General features: G+C 45.9%; 16 protein-coding genes. 10 read left to right on the top strand and 6 right to left on the bottom strand.

All coding sequences use genetic code 11. From position 1 onward, the window contains the following. Positions 1–186: 186 nt before the first annotated feature. The 5 genes from mnmE to rpmH form a co-directional block, all read right to left on the bottom strand. Entirely contained in the window at positions 187–1,563 is a 1,377-nt protein-coding gene (gene mnmE / locus MKY87_RS15805) for a tRNA uridine-5-carboxymethylaminomethyl(34) synthesis GTPase MnmE (protein ID WP_315938907.1), read from the bottom strand. A 211-nt stretch (positions 1,564–1,774) separates the two neighbouring features. Further along, positions 1,775–2,476, bottom strand: coding sequence for an RNA-binding cell elongation regulator Jag/EloR (gene jag / locus MKY87_RS15810; protein WP_017691417.1), 702 nt, complete (start codon positions 2,474–2,476; stop codon positions 1,775–1,777). Continuing rightward, positions 2,473–3,351, bottom strand: coding sequence for a YidC/Oxa1 family membrane protein insertase (locus tag MKY87_RS15815; RefSeq protein WP_338589664.1), 879 nt, complete (start codon positions 3,349–3,351; stop codon positions 2,473–2,475). The genes jag and MKY87_RS15815 overlap by 4 nt, the downstream gene beginning before the upstream one ends. 74 nt (positions 3,352–3,425) lie before the next feature. Next, complete coding sequence (gene rnpA, locus MKY87_RS15820) at positions 3,426–3,776, bottom strand: ribonuclease P protein component (protein WP_036611981.1); 351 nt, start codon at positions 3,774–3,776, stop codon at positions 3,426–3,428. A 356-nt stretch (positions 3,777–4,132) separates the two neighbouring features. Then, a complete protein-coding gene (gene rpmH, locus MKY87_RS15825) occupies positions 4,133–4,267 on the bottom strand; it encodes a 50S ribosomal protein L34 (RefSeq protein WP_017691413.1) in 135 nt (44 codons plus the stop codon). Between the two features lie 613 nt (positions 4,268–4,880). Between rpmH and MKY87_RS15830 the strand changes: the two genes are divergently transcribed. From MKY87_RS15830 to gyrB, 9 genes are all read left to right on the top strand, one after another. Next, positions 4,881–5,555 (top strand): GntR family transcriptional regulator, encoded by a 675-nt coding sequence (locus tag MKY87_RS15830; RefSeq protein WP_340965375.1) that lies wholly within the window; start codon positions 4,881–4,883, stop codon positions 5,553–5,555. 213 nt (positions 5,556–5,768) lie between these two features. Beyond that, positions 5,769–7,130: a GntP family permease gene (locus MKY87_RS15835; RefSeq protein ID WP_340965376.1), complete on the top strand. Its 1,362-nt coding sequence runs from the start codon at positions 5,769–5,771 to the stop codon at positions 7,128–7,130. A gap of 65 nt (positions 7,131–7,195) precedes the next feature. Then, positions 7,196–8,743 carry a gluconokinase gene (gntK, locus tag MKY87_RS15840; RefSeq protein ID WP_340965377.1) on the top strand — a complete coding sequence of 516 codons (1,548 nt, stop codon included), beginning with the start codon at positions 7,196–7,198 and terminating at the stop codon, positions 8,741–8,743. Positions 8,744–9,610: 867 nt separating this feature from the next. Next, positions 9,611–10,957: a chromosomal replication initiator protein DnaA gene (dnaA, locus tag MKY87_RS15845; RefSeq protein WP_036611990.1), complete on the top strand. Its 1,347-nt coding sequence runs from the start codon at positions 9,611–9,613 to the stop codon at positions 10,955–10,957. A gap of 220 nt (positions 10,958–11,177) precedes the next feature. After that, positions 11,178–12,320 carry a DNA polymerase III subunit beta gene (gene dnaN / locus MKY87_RS15850; RefSeq protein ID WP_017691408.1) on the top strand — a complete coding sequence of 381 codons (1,143 nt, stop codon included), beginning with the start codon at positions 11,178–11,180 and terminating at the stop codon, positions 12,318–12,320. A gap of 16 nt (positions 12,321–12,336) precedes the next feature. Next, the gene (yaaA, locus tag MKY87_RS15855) at positions 12,337–12,552 is read left to right on the top strand and encodes a S4 domain-containing protein YaaA (RefSeq protein ID WP_036611994.1); all 216 of its coding nucleotides are present in this window, start codon (positions 12,337–12,339) and stop codon (positions 12,550–12,552) included. A gap of 57 nt (positions 12,553–12,609) precedes the next feature. Beyond that, complete coding sequence (gene recF, locus MKY87_RS15860; RefSeq protein ID WP_076216624.1) at positions 12,610–13,722, top strand: DNA replication/repair protein RecF; 1,113 nt, start codon at positions 12,610–12,612, stop codon at positions 13,720–13,722. Positions 13,723–13,736: 14 nt separating this feature from the next. Next, positions 13,737–13,985: an extracellular matrix regulator RemB gene (gene remB, locus MKY87_RS15865; RefSeq protein ID WP_017691405.1), complete on the top strand. Its 249-nt coding sequence runs from the start codon at positions 13,737–13,739 to the stop codon at positions 13,983–13,985. Between the two features lie 142 nt (positions 13,986–14,127). Next, on the top strand, positions 14,128–16,038 hold the full coding sequence (gene gyrB, locus MKY87_RS15870) for a DNA topoisomerase (ATP-hydrolyzing) subunit B (RefSeq protein ID WP_076216622.1): 1,911 nt from the start codon (positions 14,128–14,130) through the stop codon (positions 16,036–16,038). 92 nt (positions 16,039–16,130) lie between these two features. Here the strand turns inward: gyrB and MKY87_RS15875 are convergent, their stop codons facing one another. After that, the gene (locus MKY87_RS15875) at positions 16,131–17,078 is read right to left on the bottom strand and encodes a YheC/YheD family protein (RefSeq protein WP_340965378.1); all 948 of its coding nucleotides are present in this window, start codon (positions 17,076–17,078) and stop codon (positions 16,131–16,133) included. Between the two features lie 427 nt (positions 17,079–17,505). Here MKY87_RS15875 and gyrA point away from each other — a divergent pair, with 427 nt between their 5' ends. Beyond that, positions 17,506–20,070, top strand: a complete 2,565-nt coding sequence (gyrA, locus tag MKY87_RS15880; RefSeq protein ID WP_340965379.1) for a DNA gyrase subunit A — start codon at positions 17,506–17,508, stop codon at positions 20,068–20,070. Positions 20,071–20,072: the final 2 nt, after the last annotated feature.

The following is a 20,072-nucleotide window of genomic DNA, read 5'->3' on the forward strand; positions in this document are numbered from 1 at the left end:
ACTCACACAGACGGATCATGTTCTACAATAATGAAACTACTTCTAACCGTTCATCGGAACTTGCATTCCTATCTATATGAAACCAACACGTAATGGCTACAACATCATTCCATCCTTTGACAACAGGCAGAAATTGTACCTTTCCATCATACACTACGATTCAAGTCAATCCGCAGTATATTTTTTTTACTTTCCTAGACAGAACTGGGAGAAAATCTGATCAATTAATGCATCATGTGCCGTATCTCCAACAATCTCGCCCAAATGCTCCCACGCCAAACGAACATCAATCTGAATCATATCGATCGGAATGAACTGCTCTGCTGCTTCATAGGCATCCACGAGGGACTGCTTCGCTTTTTTGAGCAAAGCAATATGACGCACATTACTGACATAGGTCAGATCTGCGGACTCCAGTTTACCACTGAAGAATAGCGTAGAGATGGCATCTTCCAGTCGATCGACACCCAGATCATCTTTCACCGACATCGGTACAAGCCGTTCTTCCGGAATGTAACGAAGCAGCACGTCACGTTCTACCTGTGGTGTTAAGTCCATTTTATTCATAATGATTATCGATTGTCTACCGCGGATTTGTTCCAATAATTCAATCTCATCGGGATGAAGTGGCTCCGCAGCATTCACAACCATTAAGATCAGATCGGCTTCACTTACCGCAGAACGAGAGCGTTCTACCCCGATCTTCTCTACAACGTCCATCGTTTCCCGGATTCCTGCCGTATCCAGCAATTTCAGCGGGATATTATTGATCGTAATGAACTCTTCAATTACATCACGAGTTGTTCCTGGAATGTCCGTGACGATAGCTCGATTGTCTTGCGCAAGTGTATTCATCAATGAGGATTTACCCACGTTAGGTCGTCCAACGATTGCCGTCGTGATACCTTCTCGCAGGATCTTTCCTTGTTCTGCTGTAGTCAGCAATTTATCAATTTCAGTCATAACCTGACTGGACTTTTCTTTGATAAAATCAGACGTTAACGACTCCACATCATGCTCTGGATAATCGATATTTACTTCAATATGAGCCAGTGTTTCCACCAGTGTATATCGTAGATCACGCAGTTTGGAGGACAGCTTGCCTTCAACCTGTTTTAATGCAACCGAGAAAGCTCGGTCCGATTTGGAACGAATAAGATCCATGACACCTTCCGCCTGAGACAGGTCAATCCGCCCATTAAGGAAAGCACGTTTCGTGAACTCACCGGGTTCAGCCAGACGAATATCAAGCTGCAACAACAGGTCCATGACCCGTTTTACAGACACTACACCACCATGCGCACTGATCTCCACCACATCTTCTGTTGTGAACGACCGAGGTGCTCGCATGACTGTTACCAGCACTTCCTCGATCTTCTCGCCGCTCGCCGGATCTATGATATGACCATAATGAACCGTATGGGATGCTGCCTGAGTTAAAGGGGTTTTGCTGCGAAAAATCTTTTCCGTCTCCGACACTGCATCCGGGCCGCTGACCCGGATCACGGCGATACCCGCCTCTCCAACAGCCGTTGATATCGCTGTGATCGTATCACTGATCATGGTTATCTCTCCTTGCTCTATTTTAAAATTGCCGCCCCTCAGGGGACGCCATATCCATTTTCAAATCTATTAATGATATAACATATGACATGCCAGTTATCGTATTAAGTTCACTCTTTACTTGTTCTACGCACCTTATCAAATTACTTCTGTACGAAAAAAGCAATGGCTTCTGCACCGGGCAGGAAGCCATTGCGTCTTCAATTTCGTGTTATTTCGTCGTAATAACCACACGCCGATTAGGCTCCTCGCCCTTACTTAACGTCTTAATCTGCGGATGATTTTGCAGTTTTGCATGGATGACTTTCCGTTCGAGCGGAGGCATTGGTTCCAGTACAACTTCCTTACCAGTACGAATTGCTTGTCCAGCCAACCGTTCAGCCAGATCCTCCAGTGTCTTCCGCCGACGTTGACGGAAATTCTCCGCGTCGAGCACAATTCGAACGAAGCTTTCCGAATATCGGTTCGCTACAATGTTCGTTAGATACTGAAGCGCATCCAGCGTCTGTCCACGTCTGCCAATAATCATGCCCAGATCTTCGCCGGCAATATTGAAGATATGTCCATCCCGCTGTTTTTTGATATGCACTTCAACATCCAGTCCCATACCTGCTGCGACCTCTTTCAAGAAAGCAGCCGCTTCTTCATAGGGATTTTTAGCTGCAACATCCTCAAGTAATGCATCTACTTCAGGTTTGTATGCAGCTGGCTTGATCGGCTGTGGAACAACTTCCGGCACAGGCAATAATTTCACTTCAACTTTGGCCGCCCTCACCCCGAACAAACCCAGGAATCCTTTTGACGGCTGCTCTAACACTTGTATCTCGACCTTGTCCCGACTTACGCCAAGCTCGGTCAATCCTTGGTTTACAGCATCTTCAACGGTTTTTCCTGACGTAATGACTTTGGTCATTTCGATTTTTTGGCCCCTTTCGACCCTTTTCCAGAGACGGTCGCTTTGCCACCGTTTTTGCGTTTAGCTCCATTTTTGGAAGAGCTATTCTGCTTCACGTTGACCTCAGCCACGATTTTATCATTATTCCGGTAAAGGAAATAGTTTTGCACGATCGTGTAGATGTTACTGTAGAACCAGTACAGCGGAAGTGCTGACGGGAACTGGTAGGACATCACGAAGATCAAAATTGGATATACCCAAAGCATAAACTGCATCGGACCAACTTGCTGTGCAGGGTTCATACGCATCATCATCCATGTTTGAATGAATGTTGTAATGGCAGCCAGCACTGGCAAAATAAACAGGTGATCCGGTTCCCCGAGCTGAAGCCACAAGAAATCATGTGTTCTCAGACTGGAGTTTCCGTAAATTGAGTTATAAAGTGCGATGTAAATCGGCATCTGAATGATAAGCGGCAGACAACCCGCCATCGGATTAACTTTATTCTCCTGAAACAACTTCATTGTTTCTTGCTGAACTTTCTCAGGTGTATCTTTAAACTTGGCTTGAATCTCCTTCAGCTGCGGCTGAATCGCCTGCATAGCTTTGGAGCTACGGACTTGTTTCATTGTTAATGGTAAAATCAATGTCCGCACAATAAGCACCATCACGAGGACGGCCAGTCCATATTCACCGTTAAACCAGTTGGCGAATGTATCCAGCGCCAGTGAGAACCAGTACACAACATTGCTTTGCCAGAATGAGCCACTATTCTTCAGATCTTCCGTAGTAACCCCGGCTCCTTGTGGAGTACATCCGGCGAGTACAGTGACCATTGCAATGACTGCAATGAGGAGAATCCACTTCCCCTTTGATGTCTTCAATCGCGACACTTCATAACCCCTCTCTTAACCATTCCATTCCACCGTAAATCATACCATAATTAGGAGGACAAATAAACCGAAGCTTACCGCTTGCTCGACTTCAAAAGAGAGCCCTTTCGCATCGCATGTAGCAGGCTTTTTTCCATTTCCTTATAGGGCATGTCCAGTGCACCTTTTCTGACGATAAAAATCAGATCCATCTGCGTGACGATCTCATGCTCATGATGACGAACAATTTCCTTGATCATGCGTCTCATCCGGTTGCGTACGACAGCGTTTCCGATTTTCTTGCTGCATGATACGCCGACCCGAAATTGTTCCGTATCTTTACGGCGACAGCCATACACCACGAATTGATGATTGGCAAACGATTTCCCATACCGGTATACGCGGCTAAAGTCCGCCCGGTTTCGTAGACGCAGTCTTTTATACACGGCGCTTCTCCTTGCTGTTCTCCACCATTGTTATTGACGGAGGCCTCATTACTGATTTAGTATAGGCTTTCTTGAATGACGGTAAACCGTCTTGGCGACAACTTCATTTGGGATGACTGTTTATCAGCTACTTGAACTGATCAGCATTCATCCGGGATGATTGTTGATTGGCCATTTAACCAAGCAAACATTCATCATTATATAAGGTAAGTTTTCGAAAAATGGAAAACTCACTCAACATACTTCATATGTGTTCAGCACTTTTTAGCAGACCATTCAGACCTGATCTGTAGCAGCATCCAGTCTGATTTGAGCTAATTAAGAAAAAAAAGACCACCTCGGTGGTCTTCAATGCATTAAGCACTCAGGTTTTTACGGCCTTTAAGGCGACGTGCGGCCAAAATTTTACGGCCGTTGCTCGTGCTCATTCTTTTCCGGAAACCATGAACTTTTTTACGTTTGCTAACGTTCGGTTTGAATGTAGGTCTCAATGTATTGCACCTCCTCACAAGGAAATACTTATGTGATGAATCACTTTCATCTTCACAGAAAACACCTTTATATATTTAACCATGACCACCTGGAAAAGTCAACTGCAAGGCGTAAGGCTTCTCCCTCTTTTATATACACTCTTCATCCCACCCAAAGTAATGGCCACAGTCCGTTCACTTCCATACCATGACCAAGCCCCGAAGAGAGTCCTGAAAGTTATCCCCAGACCCCGATCAGATCACCCTATTTCAGCATTTATAGTTATCCACACCCTCCAATGCCTGTTATCTCCTTCATTACATCCTGTTTAAAGTTATTCACATGTGGATAATGATTATAGGCTATAAGTTTCGTCGAATTCTAATCAGGTTGTATCCGCTTCAATTAAGGTTTACAAGCTTTTGAGAAAGGTGTAGGATAAAAATCACATCTTGTATACAAGTATATGGATGAAGCTGATTTACTTATCCGCCTTTAGTAGTCCTTTGAAAAAAACATTAGCCGTTAGCTTGTAGCTACAGACTATGGATTGAACTGAACTGTCCAGTCCGCAAAATAGTTATGCTATGATCAGTAATGAACTGATTACTTATTAATAGGAGCGTTAGCCATATGTTATTTCCTTCTTCCTGGCTTCAAGGGGCATCCCGTGGTGAAGCCATTGCCTGCGAATTAAGGCTGCGGATCATCAGTGGTACCCTTCGACCTGGAGAGATTTTGTCGGAAAATCGTATTGCGGCTGATTTTGACAGCAGTCGCTCACCTGTCCGTGAAGCCTTACGTACATTGTCCAATGAAGGACTTATTCGACTTGAACGTATGGGTGTCGTTGTCATTGGACTACGAATCAAGGATGTCGAAGAATTGTATGATGTACGTTTCCTGATTGAAAGTTTTGTGCAGCAGCGACTCGCAGGTGATGTTCCAGACTCATTAATCACCCAGTTGCGTAACGTGATCGACAAAATGCAACTTGCTGGACGGCATCAGGACGCTGTCGAATTCGCCTACCAGGATCTCGTTTTCCATGAAACGATTATTGAAGCCGCCCAGCATTCCCGTATCTCACATCTATGGAAGAGTATTCGATATGTTGTGATGACCGTTATGCTGCTCACGACGCGCAGAGTATTCGTTCAAGGCGAACAGAAAGTAAGCGCTGTAATTGAGAAACACCGTTTGCTCGTTGAAGCACTGGAGTCTGGTGACAAAGTGCTCATTCAGGCTGGAGTCCGCACGTATTTCCAAGATTCCGGTAAAACCCTGCACGAAAGCTTTGATTCCTAAAAGGAGCAAGGCGTTTGCAATCATATCCGCTGTGAGTGATTGCGGTTCAACTTGTCGACAAGTATACAAAACGCGATTTTGTTTTCATTTTGGGCATGATAAAACTATATTTCTCGCCAACACCTCTTCTAATTAGTACCGGCACGAAAAAATTGTTGACGATAATCTCACTTGTAAGCGTTCTATATCAGAAATAAAGGAGCACATAACATCATGAGCACTCTTTTTGGACTATCCCACAACGCAACATTATTGGTTTGGACGTTAATTGCGATCGTTTTTCTGATCGTCTTGATCTCCAAGTATAAATGGAATCCTTTTATCACCCTGCTGTTGTCCGCATTAATGCTCGGTTTGCTTACAGGCATGAAACCTGCCGATGTGATCTCTTCCATTACCGGGGGACTTGGCGGCACACTTGGAACCATTGCAATTGTTATTGCTCTCGGTACGATGCTTGGTAAGATGATGGCCGAATCTGGCGGTGCCGAGCGCATTGCAACTACATTGGTTAATCGGTTCGGTGTGAAACGTGTGCACTGGGCCATGATGATTGTTGGATTTATCGTTGGTATTCCTGTTTTCTTCGAAGTCGGCGTGATTTTGATGATTCCCATCATTTTCACCGTTGCACGTAAAACCAATATGTCTCTGCTGCAGATTGGTATTCCCATTTTGGCCGGTTTATCCACTGTACACGGTTTGGTCCCACCCCACCCAGCGCCAATGATAGCGATTGAAGCTTACAGCGCGGATCTGGGTAAAACCATTTTGTACTCCCTTATTGTTGGTATTCCTACAGCGATTATTGCAGGTCCTTTGTTTGGTAAATTTATTGGCAAAAGAATACACACCGAACCGCCAGCTGAACTGGCTGAACAATTCGCAACCAAAACAAACAGCAACATGCCTGGGTTTGGTATCACCCTGTTTACCATATTGCTGCCGGTTATTCTGATGCTGATTGGTTCCATAGCCAGCATCATTGACCCAAATGCCACAAGCGGCTTCACCGTTTTCAGTGAATTTATCGGTCATGAGATCATTGCTCTGCTGATTTCAGTTGTATTTGCCCTCTTTTCACTCGGCTTTGCACGTGGATTCACCAAACACGATATTTCTCGCTTCACCAGTGAATGTCTGGCGCCTACGGCAACCATCATTCTCATTATTGGCGGAGGCGGTGCCTTCAAACAGGTATTGATCAATAGTGGTGTGGGCAACGCCATTGCGGATGTCGCTACCCATGCCAATATCAACGTGATCCTGTTTGCCTGGCTTGTCGCTGCGCTCATTCGTGTAGCTACCGGTTCAGCAACCGTAGCTATGACAACTGCTGCCGGCATTGTCGCTCCAGTGCTTGCACTCACACCAGGTACCAATATTGAGCTGGTTGTACTCGCCACAGGTGCAGGGTCACTCATCTTGTCCCATGTGAACGATGCAGGATTCTGGATGATCAAAGAATTCTTTAATATGAGCGTTTCCCAGACATTGAAAACGTGGACCGTTATGGAAACACTATTATCCGTGGTCGGACTGATCTTTATATTGCTGCTAAGTACAGTGGTATAAATGGAGTCTCTATAGTAGAAAAAAATTAAATCTCATCGCTTTCTGAAGAAAGAAGGATTAAATATATGAACAACTACATGATTGGGATCGATATTGGTACAACCAGTACCAAATCCGTGTTATTTACCGAGCAAGGGTCCGTCATCAGTACTTCAACACAGGAATACCCTTTGTATACCCCTGCACCCGATGTTGCCGAGCAGGACCCCGAAGAGATTGTACAGGCGGCCCTCCGCTCTGTCCGAGGAGTTATGGAGCAGAGCGGCGTTGCTGCCGAGCAGATCCTGTTTGTATCCTGCAGCTCGGCTATGCATAGTGTCATTGCCATGGGACAGGATAACAACCCCTTAACCCGTTGCATCACCTGGGCGGATAATCGAAGTGCAGCTTGGTCTGCCCAGCTGCAAGAGAATGGTCTGGGCCATCGCATCTATCTGCGCACGGGTACACCGATCCATCCCATGTCACCGCTGACCAAATTAATGTGGCTGCGCCACGATGAACCTGAACTTTTTGAGCGCACAGCCAAATTCATTTCGATTAAAGAATATCTATTCTTCCGTCTATTCGGACAATATGTCGTCGACCATTCCATCGCTTCCTGCACGGGCTTGCTCAATCTGGAACAACTGGACTGGGACGCAGAAGCCCTTGAGATTGCAGGCATTACACCCGACCATCTCTCGAAGCTCGTACCTACAACACATATATTAGAAGGAATGAATCACGAATCGGCTGAAAAAATGGCTCTCTCCCCCTCTACGCCCTTTGTTATTGGCGCAAGTGACGGGGTTTTGTCCAATCTCGGCGTGAACGCTATTGAACCTGGTGTTGTCGCAGCAACCATCGGAACCAGTGGTGCTATTCGCACTGTCGTGGACCGTCCGGTTACCGACCCCAAAGGTCGGACCTTCTGTTACGCCCTCACAGAGAATCTTTGGGTCATTGGCGGACCTGTGAATAACGGTGGCATGTTATTTCGCTGGGTGCGGGATGAATTTGCAGCGTCTGAAGTGGAGACAGCGAAGCGACTTGGCATCAATTCCTATGATGTTCTAACCAAAATTGCCGAACGTGTCCGGCCAGGATCGGAAGGGCTTCTGTTCCATCCGTACCTATCGGGCGAACGTGCACCATTGTGGAATCCGGATGCCCGTGGTTCCTTTTTTGGCTTAACACTCCATCATCAGAAAGAGCATATGATCCGTGCTGTCCTGGAAGGCGTTATTTTCAACCTATACACAGTACTGCTTGCCATGGAAGAACAGATTGGGCATCCTACCTCCATTCAAGCCACCGGTGGGTTTGCTCGTTCCCCTCTCTGGCGCCAAATGATGTCCGATATCTTCAATCAGGAGGTCGTTGTACCCGAGAGCTTTGAAAGTTCCTGTCTGGGTGCCGTCGTGCTTGGTTTGTACGCTACTGGGCGGATCAAGTCGCTTCATGCCGTTTCTTCCATGGTGGGTACAACGCATCGACATACCCCTGTCAAAGAGAATGCTGTACTTTACCAGGAGCTGCTGCCCATCTTTATTCGGATCTCTCGCAAACTGGAGGAGGAATACGCAGATATCGCTGAATTCCAGCGTAAGATGTCCCTTCCCCGTCTCTAAATCATCAATCCATACCTCGTTTCTGCACCAAAAAAAGAGGGTGTGCCCTAAAACCAAAAATCGGTTTTAGGGCACACCCTCTTTTGCTATAAATTCATAAAATATCGTTTGGATTCATATCATACATTCATACACTTCTACCTCAATATTTGAGTTTCGGCTTAGCTCTTCATTCAGGATAATTCATATACTACTTGTCTTAAAATGAATTCCTCTTTGTTCATTATCCATCTATATCGATGATCACAGATCGCCATCTCCTCAGAAATCAAATAACATTTCTTGTTTAACGATACGCCAATTTGGGTCTTTTCCGCCTTCCAGCCTTACGCTAAATGCATGGATTTTATCCTCTACCCTTTGGCCAAAAAACACGAGGGTGAGAGGTAACTCATTTCCGATCTCGATTACGCTCCATTTTCACTTCACGGTTATCCACAGACAGGTTATTCACAAACGAAGAATACTTTTACACACAATTTGGCATCATTTGACGGATAACCTGTGTATAAAACATTTTTGGTTTTTGGGTCTTTCTGTCGAAAATTAAACAGTTTATAAACAATATATTGTGTTGTGACTAAAAATTATACACAAGTTATTGAATTTGTGGATAAAATCACGCGATACGTTGAAATGCGGGGTTTCTTTTGCTATGATTGTATTACTTTTGGATGTGAATATGTGATCTGACCCATAATATTATCAACAGCCTGTGGATAAAGTTGTGAACAATTTTCCGTTGTTCATACTTTTTTTGTTTTCGACCTGCGGGGGTTTGGGGATAAATTCAACAATATATCTCGTATTTCGACACTGCATCATGGCTTAAGCCACACTTGGAACATGTAAAAGGAGTGACAGTCTGTGGACAGCCATACTTCTGATTTATGGCAGCAAATTTTATCAATCATACAAAACAAACTCAGCAAACCCAGCTTTGACACCTGGTTCAAAGCAACCAAAGCCACCAAGCTAAATGACCGTTCAATCGTCATTTCCGCACCAACCACGTTTGCCGTCGAATGGCTGGAGAGCCGTTACACCAAATTGGTTGGCTCGACGGTATACGAGCTGCTTGGCAAGCAAGTCGATGTGAAATTTGTCATTGAAGAGAACAAGCCTGCTGAACCGGACCCGCAATTGCCGGCGCCAACGCCTACAGTTGTACAGGAAGAAGCGGTACTCAGCATGCTGAATCCGAAATATACGTTCGATACATTTGTCATCGGGCCGGGCAACCGTTTTGCCCATGCCGCATCGCTGGCGGTCGCTGAAGCGCCCGCCAAAGCTTACAATCCTCTCTTCCTGTATGGAGGAGTAGGACTCGGTAAAACACACTTGATGCATGCGATCGGACATTATGTTCTGGAGCATGATCCGGGCAGCAAAGTCGTTTATTTGTCGTCTGAGAAATTCACGAACGAATTCATTAACTCGATCCGTGACAACCGCGGGGAGAGCTTCCGTAACAAATACCGGAGCGTCGACATTTTGCTCATTGATGATATTCAGTTCTTGGCGGGAAAAGAATCAACACAAGAGGAATTTTTCCATACGTTTAATGCGCTGCATGAGGAACGGAAGCAGATCATCATCTCCAGCGACAGACCACCGAAGGAAATTCCGACACTGGAAGAACGACTTCGTTCTCGCTTTGAATGGGGGTTAATCACGGATATCCAGCCTCCAGATTTGGAGACAAGGATCGCAATTTTGCGTAAAAAGGCACGTGCGGAAAACTTGGATATTCCGAATGAAGCGATGATGTACATTGCCAACCAGATTGACACCAACATCCGTGAACTGGAAGGCGCCCTGATTCGGGTCGTTGCTTATTCTTCACTGACTAATCAAGATGTAACCACTCATCTGGCAGCTGAAGCACTGAAGGATATTATTCCTTCCAGTCGTCCCAAAATGATCACTATTCATGACATCCAACAAAAGGTCGGCGAGTATTATAGCCTTAAGCTTGAAGATTTCAAAGCACGGAAACGGACCAAGGCAGTTGCTTTCCCAAGACAGATTGCCATGTATCTCTCTCGTGAACTGACAGACTTTTCTCTGCCCAAAATTGGGGAAGCATTCGGAGGACGAGATCATACCACTGTCATACATGCTCACGAAAAAATCTCCCAAGCGATTAAAAACGATCAGGATCTCTATAAAGTTATCAACAACTTAACCGAAAAAATTAAGAATCCAACCTGAACAAGTCCCAAGCCTATGCACAACGTATACACATGTGGATAGGCTTGGGTGTACGGGTTTATACCCACTTATCCACATATTCAGTGCCCCTATTACTATTATTACTAAAAAGATCTTAAAGATATCATCTCCAAAATAGCCATTTCGGAGCTTAGCCTTCGGCCTTTGAAAAACACCTTTCAACACCCCAACACCCAAAAAATCAGCTAGGAGTGAAACCATGAAAATCAGCATAATGAAAAACTACTTAAACGATTCCATACAGCAAGTATCCAAAGCGATCTCGAGCCGTACGACGATTCCGATTCTGAGCGGTATCAAATTCGACGTGAATCATCAAGGTGTAACGTTGACAGCAAGTGACACCGATATATCCATTCAATCCTTCATCCCGCTTGAAGATGGAGATAAAAGCGTAGTTCAGGTAGATCAACCCGGCAGTGTAGTTTTACCAGCCAAATTTTTCGTGGAGATCATCAAGAAGCTGCCATCACAGGAAGTACACATGGAAGTCAAAGAGAACTTCAACACCTTTATCTCCGCAGGTGCTACCGAGATTCAACTGGTAGGTCTTGATCCGGAAGAATTCCCGGTACTGCCAAGCATCGAAGAAAACCAAACGGTCTCCATTCCAGGAGATTTGCTGAAAAATATGATTAAACAAACGGTCTTCTCCATTTCCACACATGAGACTACTCCAATCCTGACAGGTGTACTCTGGAGTTTGGGTGACAACGAATTGAAATTTGTGGCAACAGACCGTCACCGTCTTGCTACTCGATCAGCAATGCTGGATAATGCAGAAGGTATCCGCTTCAACAACGTAGTCATTTCCGGTAAAACGCTGAACGAGCTCAGTAAAATTGTTCCGGATCAAAATACGCTTGTGGATATCGTTGTTGCAGATAACCAGGTCCTGTTCAAAATCGACCGTGTATTGTTCTACTCCCGTATTCTGGACGGAACATATCCCGATACTTCTAGAATTATTCCAACGTCATACAAAACAGAACTTGTTTTAGATACAAAAAAATTAAGTGAATCCATTGACCGGGCTTATTTGCTGTCGCGTGAAGAGAAAACAAACATCGTGCGTATGCAAACGATGGATTCGGGATCCGTTGAAATTTCTTCAAGCTCTTCCGAGCTAGGTAAAGTAAGAGAAGAAATCGAACCTGCCGAGTTTACAGGAGATCCGTTAAAAATCTCGTTCAACTCCAAATACATGCTGGATGTGCTGAAAGTTGTTGAAAGTGAGCAGCTGATGATCGCTTTTACAGGAGTCATGAGTCCAATTATCTTGAAACCGCTGGATGACAGTCACAGCCTTTACGTGATATTGCCATATCGGACGACCAACTAACGAAAGGAAGATCACAGTGAACCAAGTTACGATTCGAACGGAATATATCAAGCTTGATCAATTTTTGAAACTGGCTGATTGCATCCCAACTGGAGGTATGGCCAAAGCTTTGCTTCAGGAAGGTCTTGTACGTGTGAATAAAGAGCCTGAGGAACGCCGGGGACGTAAGTTATACCCTGGGGATATCGTTGAAGTGGACGGAGAAGGCACATTCGAAGTTGCTGCAGAATAAGAAGACCAGTTCGATCCTGCTGCCTCCTGACGGACGGGATAAAAGGGAGGTTACCGCGTGTTTGTGAACAGCATTGATCTGCAGAATTTCCGCAATTATGAACATCTCAGACTGGACTCTTTTGGTCCCGTAAACTTGTTGATCGGGCAAAATGCCCAAGGCAAGACCAATCTTGCAGAGGCGATTTTTGTACTCGCACTCACCAAGAGCCATCGTACATCCCGTGACAAGGAGTTAATCCGTTTCGGTGAGGAACGTGCCAGACTTGCAGCAGAGGTCGACAAAAAGTACGGATCGGTCAAGCTTGAACTATCTTTGTCGCAACAAGGCAAAAAAGCAAAAATTAACGGCTTGGAGCAGCGCAAGTTAAGTGATTTTGTCGGAGCGCTCAATGTTGTGATGTTTGCACCGGAGGATCTGGAGATTGTAAAAGGCACACCGGGGGTCCGCCGCCGGTTTCTTGACATGGAGATCGGGCAGGTAGCACCTGGCTACCTGTATCACCTACAGCAATACCAAAAAGTGCTCGTCCAACGAAACAATTTGCTTAAGCAGTTATGGGGACAAGGGGCATCAGCCCAGACCATGCTTGAGGTGTGGAACGAACAACTGGTTGAGCATGGTGTTAAAATCGTCAAAAAAAGGAAACAATTCATAAAGAAACTGCAAAAGTGGGCAGAAACGATTCATCAGGGGATCACCGGAGGCGGAGAAGTCTTGCGGCTGGCCTACCTTCCTTCCTTCAGCGAAGCCGCTGAGGAAGATGAAGCTGTCTTAATGGACCAATTTATGATAAAATTATCACAAATGAAAGAGCAGGAGATTCGCCGAGGCACAACCCTTAGTGGGCCGCATCGGGATGACCTGTCCTTTTTCATTAACGATCGGGAAGTACAAACATATGGCTCGCAGGGGCAGCAGCGCACAACAGCGTTGTCCCTTAAACTTGCGGAAATTGAACTGATTCATGAAGAAATCGGAGAATATCCAGTTCTGTTGCTGGATGATGTTCTGTCCGAGCTGGATCCTTTTCGCCAGACGCAGCTGATCGAAACGTTCCAGAGCAAGGTGCAAACCTTTATTACGGCTACGGGGATCGAGAGCCTGAACGTTGACAAGCTCAAAGATGCCAGTATTTATCACGTTCATGCCGGACAGGTTGAACGCTAAGGAGTGAGGGGCTTATGTACATTCATCTGGGCGGTGAGAAGATCATCCGTTCTTCCGAATTGGTCGCTATTTTTGATATATCGATTGAAAAATCCTCAAAGATCTCCAAGCAGTATGTCACGCATGCCGAGCAGGAAAAGACAGTGGAACACATCGGTGAAGAGGAAGCGAAGTCCATTGTGGTGACCAAAAACATTGTGTACTACTCGCCTATTTCCTCAGCCACGCTGAAGAAGCGGGCTCACATTTTTCCTGATCTCTAGCGTTTGTGTCGCATAAGGTATGTCTTTTTCTGCTTGTTTTTATGTGGACATCTGGCTGAAATGAAGGACGTTGCCTATTTCAGCAAACATTATTAGTTAACGCATATTTACGATATTGAATCTATAGAAGTAGGTGAAAGGCATGTCTATGAATCAACCGTCATATGATGCGAATGAAATTCAGGTCCTTGAAGGATTGGAAGCCGTACGGAAGCGTCCGGGGATGTATATCGGTTCCACCAGTTCCAAGGGCCTGCATCATCTGGTCTGGGAAGTAGTGGACAACAGTATTGACGAAGCGCTTGCAGGTTACTGTGACCACATTGAGGTCAGTATCCATGAAGACAATAGCGTGACTGTAGTCGATAACGGACGGGGTATTCCTGTCGGCGAACATACCAAAATGAAACGTCCTGCACTTGAGGTAGTTATGACTGTCCTCCATGCAGGGGGGAAATTTGGCGGCGGCGGATATAAAGTATCCGGTGGTTTGCATGGTGTTGGTGTGTCCGTTGTGAATGCACTCTCTGAAAAAGTGGTTGTAACGGTTAAACGTGAGGGACATATCTATCAACAGGAATATCGCCGTGGAGCTCCACAGTACGACCTGAAAGTGATCGGTACAACCGACGAAACAGGAACAACGGTTAGATTCCATCCGGACCCTGAAATTTTCACGGAAACAAGAGTTTATGAATATGACATCTTGCTGGCCCGTATTCGTGAGCTGGCGTTCCTGAACAAGGGTATTGGTCTTACACTGACGGATGAGCGTACAGGTGCAACCAACTCATTCCTGTATGAAGGCGGCATTATCGAATACGTCTCCTTCCTCAACCAGAAGCGCGAAGTACTGCATGAGAATCCAATTTACGTTGAAGGTTCCAGAGATAACATCCAGGTGGAAGTTGCCCTGCAATACAATGACAACTACACCGAGAATATCTATTCCTTCGCGAACAATATCAACACGCATGAGGGCGGAACGCATGAATCAGGTTTCAAGAGTGCCCTTACGCGGATTATCAATGACTACGCCCGTAAGGCGGGGGTAATCAAGGACAGCACGGGGAACCTTTCCGGGGATGACGTGCGTGAAGGCTTGACAGCTATTATTTCGGTCAAGATTCCGGAGCCGCAATTTGAAGGACAGACCAAGACCAAGCTGGGCAACAGCGAAGTGCGTGGGATTGTAGAATCCTTGTTTGCCGAGAAGCTGCAGGAGTTCCTGGAAGAGAACCCTTCCGTATCCCGTCGCATTTTGGAAAAAGGACTGCAAGCAGCACGTGCGCGTGAAGCTGCCCGTAAAGCCCGTGAACTGACACGTCGTAAAGGTGCACTCGAAGTAAGCTCACTTCCAGGTAAACTGGCAGACTGTTCATCCAAGGATGCTTCAATCAGCGAATTGTACATCGTCGAAGGTGACTCTGCAGGCGGATCAGCGAAGCAAGGTCGGGATCGTCATTTCCAAGCGATTTTGCCGCTGCGTGGTAAGATTCTAAACGTGGAAAAAGCTCGTCTCGACCGCATCTTGGGTAATGCGGAGATTAGAGCAATTATTACGGCAATGGGTACAGGTATTGGTGATGACTTCGATATTGCCAAAGCCCGCTATCACAAAATTATTTTGATGACCGATGCCGACGTCGATGGTGCTCATATTCGGACACTATTGCTGACATTCCTGTATCGGTACATGCGTAAAATCATTGAGGCAGGTTATGTGTATATTGCACAACCGCCATTGTTCAAGATTGAGCGTAACAAAGTAATTCGTTATGCCGGTTCCGAGAAAGAGCGCGATGAAATTATTGCAACGCTCGGGGAAAATGCGAAATTCAACGTTCAGCGTTACAAAGGTCTTGGCGAGATGAATGCCGGACAATTGTGGGAAACGACGATGGATCCGGAGAGCCGGACCATGATGCAAGTATCGATTAATGATGCCATCCTTGCTGATACCATGTTTGACACCCTGATGGGGGATAATGTTGAACCGCGTCGTGACTTTATCCAGGAAAATGCGAAATACGTGAAAAACCTCGACATTTAACACATTCGAAGAGGCGCCTGAGAGGGCGCCTTTTTTTATATTAGAGAAGGTATGGAACAGGGAAGGCGTAACTTAGACTTCCGTACCCTTTGTTATCTACGTACACGTTTTTTGGCAGACGAGGCCTGTGCTTTGGGGGATGGACGGGAGCTCTTACTCTTTTTGGAGGGCAAACGACCGTACGCAATCGCATAACGTTTGATCTTCCGGTAAGCCTCCTTGTCCGGTAATAAGCCAAAGGCATAAATGCCTGGCAGTGTGTTGACTTCAAGAATCCAGGGACGCCCTGCTTCGTCTAGCGCAATATCAATACCAATCTCTTTGAGTCTTGGAAATGATGTTTGCAATTGTACAGCGGTATGAATACCTAAGCGGTACAGCTCAGTACGGAGTTTCTTGAAGCCATCCTGTTGAAGATGGGGGAGTACGAGTTCTTCAAACGTGGCCAATCGCCCACCACCATGAATGTTGGTGATGATTTTGCCCGGCGCAGCAACACGTCCCAGAATACCTGTTGTTTCCCAGTTGTGTTGCAGATTTTTCTGAGTTAACACACGCAAGTCAAAAGGCAAATCTTCATGCTTCATCAGCGATATTCCCTGTTGAATGATATATTCACGTTCCTGAATGCGATCATTCAGTGCTCGTTCGAGTTCGTCCAAGGAATGAAATGATCTCTCCTCTGTACCGTATTGGAGTTGATATGTTGTTGTGAGATAGGTAGCTCTGGAGGTAACAGCACTTGCTTCGGGTTCATCAGGCAGGTTCCGATCATTGGTTTCTTCCGAAACCTCTGTATCTGTGGTGGAATCTTCGGAACTAACGACAGGTTCGTATAAACGGGTTGTTTTCACCCGCATAACGCCATTACCGTAAGTACCACGGTCCGGTTTGATATAGTTGGACTCAAATAATTCAGTCATTCGTTCCAGAGTTTGACGGCTATATTTTCGGGTCACTGGGATATATTCATTCACAATGCGACTGCGTTGTAATACAGCTGTTTTGGCCCATTTGCTGGAGACGCGTTGGATACCCAAGATTCATCAGTCCTTTCATGTTTTGCTCAGTTCTAAAGAGGGACAGACACGGAGAAATCAAAGGACAAGAGACGATTTCAGTGGTATAATAGAGAAATATGGCGTTTTGTGCGATGAGCTGCACAATTTGCAGTTTGATCGTAGGACGGGAATGGCTTTAGCCTCGGTAGGCACAGTACATATGCCGTTTTTCTAGCATTGTATGTGCAATTGGGGAGGAAGGCAGGGCGTATCCCTAGACACGCAGAAGTTCCCGGAAGAAAGGCTATTGCCCAGCGGACGTTTAATTGTGTAACTTTTGTGAAAGTAATATAATAAAGAGTAGCGTTCTTGCGCGGTTTTAGCCTTGTTAGGCTTTTCACATATAATCAACTTTTTTTGCATGACGGAATGGAACGTTTGTTGAAGGACAAGAAGGAGGTCCAGCATGGCGGAAGAAATGAACTCTCAGATTACAGATCGGGATATAGGCGTCGAGATGCGTGAATCGTTTATGGATTATGCGATGAGCATCATCGTTAGCCGTGCCTTACCTGACGTGCGTGATGGATTGAAGCCGGTTCACCGGCGTATTCTGTACGCGATGTCAGAGCTCGGCATGACACCCGATAAACCACATAAAAAATCAGCCAGAATCGTCGGCGAAGTTATCGGTAAGTATCACCCACACGGTGACTCTGCTGTTTACGAGACGATGGTACGGATGGCACAGGATTTCTCCCTGCGTTATATGCATGTAGATGGACATGGTAACTTTGGATCGGTCGATGGCGATATGGCAGCAGCCATGCGTTATACCGAAGCCCGTTTGTCCAAGATTGCTATGGAAATGCTCAGAGATATTAACAAGGATACGATTGATTTCCAGCCGAACTATGACGGTGAAGAACATGAGCCAATCGTTCTGCCTGCTCGTTTTCCTAACTTGCTTGTCAATGGGGTCGGCGGGATCGCGGTAGGTATGGCTACCAATATTCCTCCTCATAACCTGGGCGAGGTCATTGATGGTGTACAAGCCATGATTCAAAATCCGGACATTACATCCATGGAACTCATGGATTACATTCAAGGACCAGACTTCCCTACGTCCGGCTACATTTTGGGCCGCTCAGGCATTCGCCAGGCGTATCAGACCGGACGTGGTTCAGTAACGATGCGGGCCAAAACCAACATCGAAGAGAACAACAACAAGGCGCGAATTATCGTTACGGAGCTGCCTTATCAGGTAAACAAGGCGAGACTCGTTGAAAAAATCGCCGAGTTGGTACGTGATAAAAGGATTGATGGTATTACTGACCTTCGTGATGAGTCTGACCGTAATGGTATGCGGGTTGTAATTGAGCTTCGCAGAGACGTGAATCCGGGGGTTGTCCTGAACAACCTGTACAAACATACATCGATGCAATCCACTTTCGGGATTAACATGCTTGCGATTGTTAATAAAGAACCTAAAATTCTGAACTTGCGTGAAGTGTTGTATCACTACCTGCAGCATCAGATTGAGGTTATTCGCAGACGTACGCAGTTTGAACTGAAAAAGGCTGAAGCTCGTGCACACATTCTAGAAGGTTTACGTATTGCGCTGGATCATATCGACGAGATTATTACGTTGATTCGTTCATCCAGTAATGCGGATGCAGCAAGAGAAGGTTTGATTGAGCGCTTCTCACTCAGTCATGATCAGGCTCAAGCTATTCTCGATATGCGTTTGCAACGACTCACAGGTCTGGAACGCGAACGTATTGAAAATGAATATAACGAACTGATGGTCAAAATCAGAGAGTATCGCGAAATTTTGGCCAATGAGCATCTGGTACTTGAGATTATCAGTACGGAGCTGCAAGAGATCCGCGACCGCTTCAGCGATGATCGTCGTACGGAGATCACTGTAGGTGAAGAGAGTATTCTGGATGAGGACCTGATTCCACGTGAAGAGGTTATCATTACGATTACCCATACAGGCTACGTGAAACGTCTGCCGGTATCCACATACCGCAGCCAGAAACGTGGTGGACGTGGGGTCGTGGGTATGGATACGAAAGATACCGACTTTGTCGAGCATCTGTTCGTGACCAACTCTCACAATTACCTCATGTTCTTCACTGACAAAGGTAAAGTGTACCGTCTCAAAGCGTACGAGATTCCAGAGCTTGGACGTACCGCACGGGGAACGCCGATTATCAACCTGATCCAGATTGAGCAGGGTGAATCAGTTAATGCCGTAATTCCGGTTCAGGAATTCGAAAGTGACAGATACCTGTTCTTTGCTACCCGCCAAGGGGTTGTGAAGAAAACACCACTTGAGGATTACACCAATATCCGCAAAGGCGGCTTGATCGGTATTTCCTTGCGTGATGATGACATTCTGATCGATGTTAAGCTGACCGATGGACAGCAAGAGATCATCATGGGTACAGCTCACGGAATGTCTATTCGATTCTCCGAAGGTAATGTACGTTCCATGGGACGTAGTGCCACCGGGGTTAAAGGGATCACATTGGATGAACAGGATGCCGTTATCGGCATGGATGTAGTTGATAAAGACCTTGATGTTCTAATCGTTACAGCCAAAGGTTACGGTAAACGTACACCTGTGAGTGACTATCGGATGCAGACTCGTGGCGGTAAAGGGATCAAGACTATTAATGTCACAGAGAAGAACGGCTCAGTAGTCAGCCTCAAAATGGTTAAAACCGAAGAGGATCTGATGATTATTACGTCTAGTGGTACGTTGATCCGGATGAGCATGGAAGGCATATCCACTATGGGTCGATACACGCAGGGTGTGAAACTGATTCATATTCGTGACGAGGACTCAGTAGCTACAGTCAGCCGAATTGATAAGAATGAAGAAGAACCAGACGATGAGTCGCTTGAAGGCTTGGAAGGCGAGGAGTCCCAAGCTCCGGTAGTAAGCTTGGAAGAAGGCACCGTTTCTGAAGCTGAGGTTAATGAAGTTGAGGGCGACGACGATTCCGGTTCGGAAGCATAAAA

This window comes from Paenibacillus sp. FSL R7-0198 (genome assembly GCF_038000415.1).
Taxonomy (GTDB): Bacteria; Bacillota; Bacilli; order Paenibacillales; family Paenibacillaceae; genus Paenibacillus.